Source organism: Streptomyces sp. NPDC048254 (assembly GCF_043201895.1).
Classification (GTDB): Bacteria; Actinomycetota; Actinomycetes; order Streptomycetales; family Streptomycetaceae; genus Streptomyces.
On the sequence record NZ_JBICZJ010000045.1, the window covers coordinates 1 to 9,876 of the forward strand.

General features: G+C 68.6%; 14 protein-coding genes and 1 pseudogene. 5 read left to right on the forward strand and 10 right to left on the reverse strand.

Going from position 1 to position 9,876, the window contains the following annotated elements; all coding sequences use genetic code 11:
* Together ACGFZQ_RS52035 and ACGFZQ_RS52040 are read left to right on the forward strand one after the other, a co-directional pair.
* A partial coding sequence (locus tag ACGFZQ_RS52035) for a restriction endonuclease fold toxin-2 domain-containing protein (RefSeq protein ID WP_393846481.1) occupies positions 1-474 on the forward strand: 474 nt, incomplete at its 5' end.
* Positions 475-489: 15 nt separating this feature from the next.
* Positions 490-855: a hypothetical protein gene (locus ACGFZQ_RS52040; protein ID WP_393846482.1), complete on the forward strand. Its 366-nt coding sequence runs from the start codon at positions 490-492 to the stop codon at positions 853-855.
* 124 nt (positions 856-979) lie between these two features.
* On the opposite strand, the gene ACGFZQ_RS52045 is transcribed toward ACGFZQ_RS52040, so the two are convergent.
* The 10 genes from ACGFZQ_RS52045 to ACGFZQ_RS52090 all read right to left on the reverse strand — a co-directional run bounded on the left by ACGFZQ_RS52045 (position 980) and on the right by ACGFZQ_RS52090 (position 7,974).
* A complete protein-coding gene (locus ACGFZQ_RS52045) occupies positions 980-2,281 on the reverse strand; it encodes a tyrosine-type recombinase/integrase (protein WP_393846483.1) in 1,302 nt (433 codons plus the stop codon).
* A complete protein-coding gene (locus tag ACGFZQ_RS52050; protein WP_393846484.1) occupies positions 2,281-2,463 on the reverse strand; it encodes a helix-turn-helix domain-containing protein in 183 nt (60 codons plus the stop codon). The genes ACGFZQ_RS52045 and ACGFZQ_RS52050 overlap by 1 nt, the downstream gene beginning before the upstream one ends.
* Positions 2,456-3,739 carry a replication initiator gene (locus ACGFZQ_RS52055; RefSeq protein WP_393846491.1) on the reverse strand — a complete coding sequence of 428 codons (1,284 nt, stop codon included), beginning with the start codon at positions 3,737-3,739 and terminating at the stop codon, positions 2,456-2,458. Before ACGFZQ_RS52055 ends, ACGFZQ_RS52050 begins: the two co-directional genes overlap by 8 nt.
* A 161-nt stretch (positions 3,740-3,900) precedes the next feature.
* Positions 3,901-4,149 carry a SpdD protein gene (locus ACGFZQ_RS52060; protein ID WP_393846485.1) on the reverse strand — a complete coding sequence of 83 codons (249 nt, stop codon included), beginning with the start codon at positions 4,147-4,149 and terminating at the stop codon, positions 3,901-3,903.
* 25 nt (positions 4,150-4,174) lie between these two features.
* Positions 4,175-4,369, reverse strand: coding sequence for a hypothetical protein (locus ACGFZQ_RS52065; protein ID WP_393846486.1), 195 nt, complete (start codon positions 4,367-4,369; stop codon positions 4,175-4,177).
* A 16-nt stretch (positions 4,370-4,385) separates the two neighbouring features.
* Entirely contained in the window at positions 4,386-4,577 is a 192-nt protein-coding gene (locus ACGFZQ_RS52070; protein WP_123975881.1) for a mobile element transfer protein, read from the reverse strand.
* A 17-nt stretch (positions 4,578-4,594) separates the two neighbouring features.
* The gene (locus tag ACGFZQ_RS52075; RefSeq protein ID WP_393846487.1) at positions 4,595-5,209 is read right to left on the reverse strand and encodes a DUF2637 domain-containing protein; all 615 of its coding nucleotides are present in this window, start codon (positions 5,207-5,209) and stop codon (positions 4,595-4,597) included.
* 67 nt (positions 5,210-5,276) lie between these two features.
* A complete protein-coding gene (locus tag ACGFZQ_RS52080; RefSeq protein ID WP_393846488.1) occupies positions 5,277-6,659 on the reverse strand; it encodes an FtsK/SpoIIIE domain-containing protein in 1,383 nt (460 codons plus the stop codon).
* On the reverse strand, positions 6,659-7,015 hold the full coding sequence (locus ACGFZQ_RS52085; RefSeq protein WP_393846489.1) for a hypothetical protein: 357 nt from the start codon (positions 7,013-7,015) through the stop codon (positions 6,659-6,661). The genes ACGFZQ_RS52080 and ACGFZQ_RS52085 overlap by 1 nt, the downstream gene beginning before the upstream one ends.
* A gap of 170 nt (positions 7,016-7,185) precedes the next feature.
* Entirely contained in the window at positions 7,186-7,974 is a 789-nt protein-coding gene (locus tag ACGFZQ_RS52090) for a GntR family transcriptional regulator (protein ID WP_351317021.1), read from the reverse strand.
* Positions 7,975-8,084: 110 nt separating this feature from the next.
* On the opposite strand from ACGFZQ_RS52090, the pseudogene ACGFZQ_RS52095 reads away from it, so the two are divergent.
* The 3 genes and pseudogenes from ACGFZQ_RS52095 to ACGFZQ_RS52105 form a co-directional block, all read left to right on the forward strand.
* Positions 8,085-8,480 (forward strand): annotated as a pseudogene (locus ACGFZQ_RS52095) (NUDIX hydrolase); the annotation flags it as partial.
* Positions 8,481-8,537: 57 nt separating this feature from the next.
* Complete coding sequence (locus ACGFZQ_RS52100; RefSeq protein WP_393846492.1) at positions 8,538-8,963, forward strand: ATP-binding protein; 426 nt, start codon at positions 8,538-8,540, stop codon at positions 8,961-8,963.
* Entirely contained in the window at positions 8,963-9,343 is a 381-nt protein-coding gene (locus tag ACGFZQ_RS52105; protein ID WP_393846490.1) for a hypothetical protein, read from the forward strand. Before ACGFZQ_RS52100 ends, ACGFZQ_RS52105 begins: the two co-directional genes overlap by 1 nt.
* Positions 9,344-9,876: the final 533 nt, after the last annotated feature.

The window sequence follows — 9,876 nt, forward strand, 5'->3', positions numbered from 1 at the left end:
CACACGTACTATGTTGTGGCGGGCGGCATCCCGATCTTGGTTCACAACACCAATACGGGGTGTCCTACTTCATATGCCCTGTCGCTGAAAACGGGAGCACCGAAGGGTAGCGGCGCGAACCAGGCGTATCAGGTTCGAGTGGTTGGTTCGACGGAATACCATGCCACGGGTGGAGGTACGCAGGTCTGGGCGGATAGCCTTGACGTCAATACCTCTGAGCTCTTGGATGCGAAGTATGTTGGCAACGCTGGGCGTAGCCCCTTCGTGCCAGGTGGAAAGGTCCCTGACTTCATCCAGGCGAAAATTGACACCAAGATGAATGATGAGTTCTCACGGTATGCAGCGGTGATCAACGATCCCGGAAATCCGCTCGTGGGGCTTCGCGTCATCACCAATGAGCCCGGTGCCGTGCCATACTTCACGGATCTCATGCAGCAGCACGGCATCCCCGGCTCCGTTGTCGTGGATCCGTAGGAAAGGAGCAGGTCAGTGACATATCTAGCCATCTTCGAAGATCAGAGTCATGGCGTTCGACGGACGGACCTGCTCGCGGCGTTGGAGCGAGACTGGCCTTCCGCTGTGATTCGAGAGCGGCAGGGACCGCAGGAGTCAAGGGACGTCGTTTGGACTGTTTCGGAGGGTGGCCAGGAACTTGAGGGCTACTCTCACGTGGACGGAACTTGCATTTACCTTGACTCGCCTCTCGAACTGGCTGCCAGGTTTGCACTCTGGTTCAGGGGCCTCGTGTCGACGGATATTGAGCTATTCTTCTGTGACGACAGTTACAGCTTCAGTGGAAGTATTGAGCCGGGCATGAGTCTGGGGGACGTAGCAGCGATTGCCGCTGATGAATGATCTTGCTCAAGAGGGTGCGATCGTTTCCGTAAGATCCGCTGACCTTAGGCAAAAGCGAGCGGCCCCGCCGGAGTGTTTCCGGTGGGGCCGCTGCGGTGTCTGACGGCAGTAGTTGACGGCAACGTCAGCGGACGGGTGCTGCACAAGTCGGCGGGTCGTCTCCGTTGTCGCCCTCGGTTCGGTCGCCGAGTGCGCGTCCGAGGAGGTCAATGGCCTGGCGTTGGAGGCGGAGGCGGACGTGGGCGTACACCGTCGCGGTGACGCCGATGTGGGCGTGGCCGAGGAGTTCCTTGATGACGACGAGTTCGACGCCTTGCTCAAGGAGGAGCGTCGCTGTTGAGTGGCGGAGGTCGTGGAACCGGATCGGCCGTAGGTGGGCGTCGCGGAGCAGTGCGTTGAACTGCTTGGTGAGCGTGGCGGGTTCGATCAGGTGTCCGTCGGGTCGTGTGAAGACGTGGCCGGTGTCATGCCAGTCGGAGCCCGTCTCCTCCTTCTCCTCTGCCTGGCGCTCACGGTGACCGCGGAGTGAGGTGACGCAGGAGGCCGGGAGTGCGATGCGTCGTTCGGAACTGATGGTCTTGGTGGGGAGGGTGGCCAGGCCGCGACTGTTGGTGCGTTGGAGGGTGCGGCGGATGGTGGCGGTGCCGCCGTCGAGGTCGAGGTCTTCCCAGCGGAGGCCGAGGAGTTCGCCCTTGCGTAGGCCGGTGCGCAGGGCGAGTTCGAAGAGTGTGGCGTGCCGGTGGCTCTGGGCGGCAGCGAGGAAGTGTCGAGCTTCGTCGGCGGTGAGGGGGTTGAAGCGGCGGGGGCGTGGGACTCCGGTGCGGACGTTGCGGGCGACGTTGCGAGGGATCTCCTCTTCGCGGACGGCGTGTTCCAGGGCGGATTTGAGGACGGAGTGGATGTAGGCGAGTGTGAGAGGGGAGAGGAGCTTGCGGCAGCACTGGCCGAGCGCGCAGCAGCGTGGGCGGCGGCCGGTCTCGGCGTCGGGTTTGCGGCGGGCGTCGATGCCGCGTGCGCAGCACTGGCAGACGGTCCGTAGTGCGTTGAGCCAGGTGCGGACGTCCTTGGCGGTGAGTTTGGCGAGCTTCTTCCGGCCGAGGCCGGGGATGAGGTAGTGCTCGACGACGGCGGTGTAGTGGGTATGGGTGGTCTCGCGGAGGTGGTGGACAGCGACGTTGTTCAGCCAGTAGGTCAGATAGGCGGCCACGCTGTCTTGGGCGGTGATGACAGGGACGCCTCGGTTGCTGGCCGCGATCTTCTCGGTCAGCTTCGCCAGGGCCTCTTTGCGGGTGGCGGCGTAGACGCGGACGCGCTTATGGGTGTTGCCGGGGGCGAGGACGTATCCGGCGGCTTCCCAACGGCCGTCCTTGCGCTGGTAGACGGTCCCCTCGCCGTTGGCGCGAGTCCTCTTGCGCGGTACGGGCATCAGGCGGCTTCTTCCAGGTGACGGCGGATGTATGTGTCGAGGGCGGAGGCCGGGATACGGCGGGCACGGCCGATCGTGAGGGAACGCAGTCGGCGGGAACGGATCAGGTCGTAGACCGTGGAGCGGCCCAGCCTCAGCCGTCGCATGACCTCTGGGACCGTCAGCAGCTCGTCGTCAGGCACGGGTGGGTTCTCCTTCCGTTCCGGGGGCGGGTTCGAGGGATGCGGCAAGCCAGGTCTCGGCGGAGCTGAGGCCAGTGCCGGCGAAGACCCAGTGGGCGAGGACGTACGTCGTGTCCGGCCGAGGGCTGGCAGCTGCCACGGCTTGGGCTCGGCGCCATTCGGTGCGGGCGTCGCGGAGGGCGCCGAGGGTGGTGGAGTAGCGGCGGGATTTGGTGGAGAAGTGGCCGCGGAAGCCGAGCATGTGGGCCCAGGCGCGCAGGCGGAGGTGTTCGAGGTCTTTGCGTGCGCCGAGGGTCCAGGCGGTTCGGATGAGGCGGCGGGCGTGGTCGCTGATGTCGAGCTGGGCGAGTTCGGCGACGAACTTCAGCGGCCGGTCGAGAGCGCCCGTGGCTGTCTCGGCGCCCTTGGTGGCGTACTTGGCGATGTAGGCCGCGACGGCGCGTTCGGTGAGTTCCTGGCCGTTGTCGAAGTCGGCGGAGCGGATGGTGCGGACGTCGAGTTGGCGGCCGAAGGTGAAGGTGTGGGCGCGGTCGCCGAGGGTCGGGCCGTCGACCCGGACCTTGGCGGTGGCCGTTTGGATGGCGTCGGTGAGGAGTTCGGCGGTGGCCCAGGGCGGGGGTGGGGTGTCGCCGCCTTCCGGGCCGTCGAGGCGGATGACGGCGTGGAAGTGGACGGCGCCGCGCTTTTGGTACTCGGCGACCTTGGCGAAGGAGACGCGGGCGTGGTCGCGTAGGCGGCGCTGGGAGAGGCCCCCGCGCTTGGCGACCTCCCGGCGGAGGTAGATCGAGAAGCGGCGCCACAGGGCACCGGAGTGGGCGTTCCAGAGCACGGCCGCGTCGTAGTCGTAGGTGTCGGGATCGAGTGGAGTGCCGAGGGCGTCGTCGTCCTGGTCGTGGTGATTGCCGCAGCGGCAGGCGCGGCCGTCGGTACGACGGTTGTGGACCGGGCCGAAGCCGGGGGCAGTGAAGGTGGCGAAGACCCGGGGGTGGGCTGCGACGTCTTCAGGGGTGCCCTTGCCGCCGCGTAGGCCTGCGGAGATGAGGTGGAAGGTGTCGCGGCGGTAGACCTCGGCGCAGGCCGGGCAGCGGGTGGTGCGGCGGTTGTTGCAGCGGACGAGGAGTTGGCCGGCGGGCAGGTCGGTGGAGTCGAGGTGTTGGAGGATGCGGCCGATCTCGCCGGTCGTGGTGTCGACGTCGTATTCGGTGCAGTGGCCGTCGAGGCGGATGGGGTTGGTGCAGCCGCCGAGGCCGGAGAGTTGGCGGAGGATACCGGGCAGGGTGCCGCCTGCGGCGAGGTTGGTGAGTTCGCGGAGCGGGGGCGGGGTGGTGCGGGTGAAGATGGCTGGCTCCTTCTGGCTGGCTCGGTCAGGAGTGACGGGCCCTGGGGCGGCCGGATGCTTGGCGGTGTCGTGGCCGCCCCAGGGGTCGGGCAGAGGGATTAGCGCCGGTTGTGTTCGCGGAGCAGGGAGCGCAGGACCACGGCGGCGATGGCCACGGAGATGGCCGATACGGCGACGGCGGTCAGGAGCGCGGTGAGGACCACGCCGCCCATGAGCACGGCGACGGCAGCGCCGGTGCTGACGGAGACGGCCGGGAGCGCGGAGCGCCGGGCGGGGGCCGGGTCGGTCGGGCTGTGGGTGTGCGCGGGCGGCGCGGTAGGGCTGTCGGGGTACTCGGGCAGGAACACGGTCAGGTTCTCCTTATCTACTCGTCTAGGCATGTGAGCCGTTTATGACGGTCACGCCGCTAAGCGTGCCGGACTCGATGGCGGGGGCCAGGAAGGTGTGCGAGAGCCAGAAGCCGAAGAGGGCGACCAGGACGACGATCCAGGTGCGGACGCCGAGGTACTTGACGGCAGCCCAGGCGAAGAAGCCGAGGACGACGACGAGCGGCAGGTTGAGGGTCACGGGGTGCGGGGTCCTTTCAGCGGACGGGGCAGCGGTGGGTACGGGCAGCGAGTTCGGCGGCGGCACGGCTGTCGTAGTCGGCGGAGAAGCCGCAGCGCGGTGCGGTGCAGGCGGCGGTGTGTTTCTCGCGGCCCCGGTCGTCGTAGGCGGTGCCGACCTGGACGGGGCCGATACGGGTGACGTTGCGGAAGCGGCGGTTGGCGGTCACGAGTCCTGGTTCTCCTTTCAGAGCTGGGCGGCGATGGCTTCGGCCATGGGGGCCGGGACGCCGAGGCGAGCGCGGAGAGTCGGTGTGTCGATGGGGTTGCCGGTGCGGGTGTAGTGCTCGGTGGCGACCTTGCGGGCGTGCGCGACGAGGGCGGCCGGGACCGGGACGGTTGGGGGTGCGGGTGGCTGTTCTTCGGCCTGCGTCTCGGGAGTCGGTTCGGGCTCTTGCTCCTGGTCGTCGTCGGTGGTCTCTACGGTGGAGGGTGCCTTTGGGGTCGTGTGGGCGAGGAGGGTGCCGCCAAGGAAGGCGACGGCTGGCCATCCGGCGACGAGGATCCGCAGCCAGGCCGGGACGCTGCCGGGGTCGAGGAGGCCGGCGGTGGCGACGTTCGCGCCGAGGGATGCGACGAGGGCGATGACGAACCAGCACCAGGCAGCGGCTTTCGTGGTGCCGGTGCGCAGTCGGCGCCAGGCGGCGACGAGTAGGAGGTCGACGGAGATGGGGTAGGCCCAGGCTTTCCATCCGTCCTGGTCGGCGGCTGAGGCGACGTCGTGGAGGTGAGCGAAGGACAGTGCGGCGGCGATGAGCGCCTGGACGAGCACCGCGTCGACGCGGGCCAGCTGGGCGCGCATGATGCGGCTCCTTCCGGTTTCGGGCATGGGAGGGGTAGGGACACCGCGCGAAGACGCCGGGAGTGGGTCAGTCGGTGACGGGGTGCGGCTGCACGACCGGGGCCGCGGGTGTGGCGAGCGGTCGTACGGGGACGTCGGGCCGGAAGGGCTTGAGGGCGGCGACGTCGGGGACTAGGTCGGCCGAGTCGTGGCAGATGGCGGCCGCGTCGGCGAGGGAGAGGTAGGGGGTGCGGATGCGGGACCAGCCGCCGGAGGTGTCGCCCGCGACAGCGAGGCCGGGTGTCTCGGGCGCGATCGAGCAGGCGGCGTGGACGGCTTCGGGGGCGATGTCGCCGAGGGCCATCTTGGCGGAGGCTTCGTCGTTGACGCGGCGGCAGACGCGGCCGGTGAGCTGGGCACGGAGCATGGTGGCGCCCTTGCCGAGTTCGGCGCCGAAGCGCTGGCCGCAGACTTCGAGGTAGATGCCGGCCGCGCGGCCGAGCTGGGCGAGGCGGATGAGCTGGGTGACCATCTCGTCGCGGCGTTCCTCGTCCTTGCGGGTGGCGGTGAGGAAGAGTTCGGCGACCTCGTCGATGAACAGAACGATGGGGGTGGGCCGTTGGTCGTCGGGCAGGCCCCAGATGTCGGAGGTGATCTCCTCGTCGGGGGTGTCCGGGGCGATGCCCTGGCGGGCCTTGATCAGGTCGTATCGGTCCTCCATTTCCTTGACCAGCACGGGCAGCAGTTCGGCTGCTTCGTCGGGGTCGGTGGCGAGGGCGGAGAGGCGGGCGGCGAAGGGTGCGAGTTCGACGCCCCGTTTGCAGTCGATGCCGACGAGGGCGACGCCGTCCTGACGGGCGAGTCCGGAGATGAGGTGGCGCAGGTACATGGACTTGCCGGACAGGGTTGCGCCGAGGGTGAGTTGGTGGGGAACGGTGCGGTAGTCGCGGACGAAGGGCATGGCGTCCTCGCGCAGCGCCACCGGCACCTTGAGGAAGCCGCCGCGGGTCTTGCGGGGCATCCGGACACGGCGCAGGACGTCGTACCCGACGAGGCGCAGTTCGACGACGCCCGGTTTGACGGTGGTGACGTAGACGGCGTGGACGCCCCAGGCGTGCCGCAGGCGTTCGGCCGAGGCGGCGACGTCGGCGGGTTCCTGCCCGGGAGCGAGCCGGAGCCGCAAGCGCAGCCCGGTCGATGTGGGACGAAGGATGCCCCGGCGGGGCGGGACCGGCCGGACCTCCCGCCGGGTGGTGGCCTTGACGGCGAGGACCCTGAGCCGGGAGGGGGCCACGGTCAGGCCGCAGGCTTCCATGACGGAGCCGTACGAGCTGAGCAGGCGGACCGTGGACATCGGGCCGCCAACCGCGGACCAGTAGACCGCCGGGTACTTGGCCCGGGTGTAGGCGGCCCCACCGCCCAGCGCGGCGAGGGGACCACCCACCTCCAGGAGTGTCGTCAGGTCGGACATCAGGCGGCAGCCCCGGCGCTGACCGGGAAGGCGGCCGGGGTGACGGCGGCGGCGCGGTAGGCGATGCCGTGGCGCTGCTGGCCGTTGAACACGGACTCCCACGGCCGGGCGATGAGCCCCGGCAGCGAGACGGGCGAGCCCAGGACGAGCCCTTCGGACACGCCTCCCTCGGGAACGGTGACCTTGATCAGGGCGGACTCGCCGTCCTCGATGTAGACGACGCCGATGGTCATCAGCGCCTCACCGCTCACCGCGTCCTTGGCGATCTCGCCGGTCTGGCGGTCGCGGACCTTCGGCTCGGGGGCCTCGGTCAGCAGGATCGTGGCGGCGGTGGTCTCCACACGGATGGTGCGCACAGGACACTTCCTATCTACTCGTCTATACATGTAGCGACCTGCGAAGCCGATCTCCCGGGCTCACGACGATCACCCTGCCACACAACTTGCCCACTCGTCTATACGAGTAAGCGTGTTGGGATGTACGAGTTGAGGAAGCGTCCCCCGCGCACCACCGCAAACCATGACGATCAGGTCGCCGGAAGCTGGTACGACAGCACGTAGGCATCCGCCGCCATGACCGTGTCGCACACCTCGACGGCCCGCCCCTCGGTGTCGAAGGCGGTCCGGACCAGGTGGATCACGGGCACGCCGGCCGCGAGGTGAAGTGTCTTGACCTCGGAGGGCGAGGGCATCCGGGCGCGGATCTCCTCTTCGAAGTGGTCGAGGCGGTGGCCGAGCTCTTCGAGGCGGGCGTAGATGCCGCCGGGACCGGGGTTGGGTTCGGCGATCTGGGTGCCGCGGGCGATGTCGAGGGGGAGGTAGGAGGTGGCGAACTCCACGGGCCGCCCGTCCAGCAGATACCGGCGCCGCCGGGCCAGGACGCGGCGTACGGAACCGAGCCGGGTGGAGACGTCCTGACTGGCCTTCTCTTCCTTCACCTCAAGACTGTCGACCTGCGGGTGACTGCCGGCCGCGTCGGCCTCCACGATGAACGCGGACTTCCCCTGCTCTCGGTGCCGCCGGGCGAACCGGTCGGAGGCGAGGCGCCGCACGGGCGGCCGGGGCCGGACGAAGACGCCCTTGCCGTGCTCGGCGTGGACCAGGCCCTCGCCGGTGAGGACGGAGAAGGAGTTGCGGACGGTCATCCGGGAGACCCCGTAATGCTCGACCAGCTCCGCCTCGGAGGGCAGTTTCTCGCCCTCGCGGAATCGCCCACGGTCGATCGCCTCGCGCAGCTGGTCGGCGATCTGCCGGAAGACCGCACGATCGCTCGTGGGGTCGAGATCTCCGAGGAGGCCCGAAGAAAGAGGACTCACTGTGTGTACTCCTTTAGGTATCTAGACGAGTGGGCGAGTGAAGTTGCTACGGTGGAGAGCCTAGCCATCCGGGAGGGCCGAGGAACGTGAGCACAGAACGCCCGCACTCCGTGAGCGTCGCCGGGGTCGTCGTCGACGCCCAGGGCCGTGCCCTCCTGATCCAGCGCCGTGACAACGGCAAGTGGGAGCCGCCGGGCGGTGTCCTCGAACGCGAGGAGACCATCCCCGAGGCCCTGCAACGCGAAGTCCTCGAAGAGACCGGCATCAAGATCGTCCTTCCGGCGACCCTGACCGGCGTCTACAAGAACATGACGGGCCTGATCGTCTCCCTGGTCTTCCGCTGTGAGGCCGCGGACGGCACGCCCACGACCGGCGACGAGACCCGCGCCCTGCGCTGGGCCACCCGTGAAGAAGTCTCCGAGCTTGCCGACGAGGCATACGCGATCCGCGTCACCGACGCACTCGACGCGATGACCCCGCCGGCCGTCCGCGCCCACGACGGCGTGAACTCGTCTAGCCCGAACCCGCTGCACATGGCGGCCTACCAGCACGAAGGACCTTGTATGCACGAGTATACGAGTCGAGTCCGAGTCTGGGGACTGACTTGCCCAGGATTTCCGGAAGAGGTCAGCCGGGCCCGCCGCTGGACGAGAGACATCCTGCGCGGATCGCCCCTGGCCGACGACGCGGCCCTGATCGTGAGTGAGCTGAGCACGAACGCGCTCCTGCACACGAGCAGCGGCGGGGAACGCGGAAGCTTCCACCTGGCCCTGGCGGTGGCACCGCAGGTCATCGCGCTGTCGGTCACGGACGATGGCGGAGGAGGCGCCCCGAAGGTCGAGCACCAGGACCAGGACGCCGAGCACGGCCGAGGATTGGGCATGGTCAGCGCCCTCGCCCACAGGGTCGTCGTCCAGGGCGCCAACGGCGGCTACACGGTCACCGCGGAGCTCTTCGTGAACGCCCAGCGGGGAGGCCACCCGTGCTGATGGACAAGCCCCGTCGGGGCTTCTGGTGCGAGTGCTGGACCGAGGACCTCACCGACGGCATGCAGTGGCCGGCACTTCGGGCATCCTTCGACGCCTACTCCGCACCCCAGGCAGACAGATGGGTCGCCATCGCACTGCGCACCATCTCACCGGCACTCGACCCGGACGCCTCGGACGAGGTCTGGGCCTGGCTCCACGACGGCCGCGCCGAAACCCGCCGAGCCCTCCTGTGCTTAGAACCCTGCACCGTGTCCGTCACCCAGGCCAGCACCCGCATCACGTGGACGATCCGGCCGGTCATCTTCCTGCCGCTGGCTCACCGCCAAGACATCGAACTCCCAGCCTGCGCATACGCCTTCAAGCCCCACAGGCCCGAGTGAGTTACAACTTTCTCTACTGGTTCAAGGCGGCTCGCTCCGCTCCCCGCGCGCGGCCCGGCCCCCGGCCGGGCCTGCGCTCCTGCCTTCGTCCCGCTCCAGCCCGGCCGGCGCCCGTGCCACGCTCACAGCAATCAGACGCTTGATGCCAGAGAAGAGGTACGTCGTGGCTGGGGCGGGCGGCGGAGCGATTTTAGCCAGCCACTTTGGCGCGAGCCTCGCAGATCATGGCCCCAACGTCGTGCTTTACCGGGCAGGTCCACAGACTGCCCGACGCGCCGAAAGCTTACGGGGCCATGATCACTCGCGCCAAAGCAGCTCCCGGCCAAAATCGCTCCGCCGCCCGCTGTTGTCGGCTGCCGCCCGCTACGTGGGAGGTCTAAACCACTGACGGCAACGCTGACGGCAACAAGAGCGGACATTAGCGCACTCCAACGGACCTCGGCGGACGGGCAGTTCCGCGCCGACCTGCAAAAACCCAGGTAGGGAGCGGCCCGCTTTCACACGTACTATGTTGTGGCGGGCGGCATCCCGAT

Bases quoted from the DNA above. Each gene is read 5' to 3' on its own strand.
- ACGFZQ_RS52075 (WP_393846487.1), bottom strand. From the start codon at position 5,209: ATGCGCGCCCAGCTGGCCCGCGTCGACGCGGTGCTCGTCCAGGCGCTC.
- ACGFZQ_RS52105 (WP_393846490.1), top strand. From the start codon at position 8,963: ATGGACAAGCCCCGTCGGGGCTTCTGGTGCGAGTGCTGGACCGAGGAC.
- ACGFZQ_RS52045 (WP_393846483.1), bottom strand. From the start codon at position 2,281: ATGCCCGTACCGCGCAAGAGGACTCGCGCCAACGGCGAGGGGACCGTC.
- ACGFZQ_RS52080 (WP_393846488.1), bottom strand. From the start codon at position 6,659: ATGTCCGACCTGACGACACTCCTGGAGGTGGGTGGTCCCCTCGCCGCG.
- ACGFZQ_RS52100 (WP_393846492.1), top strand. From the start codon at position 8,538: ATGCACGAGTATACGAGTCGAGTCCGAGTCTGGGGACTGACTTGCCCA.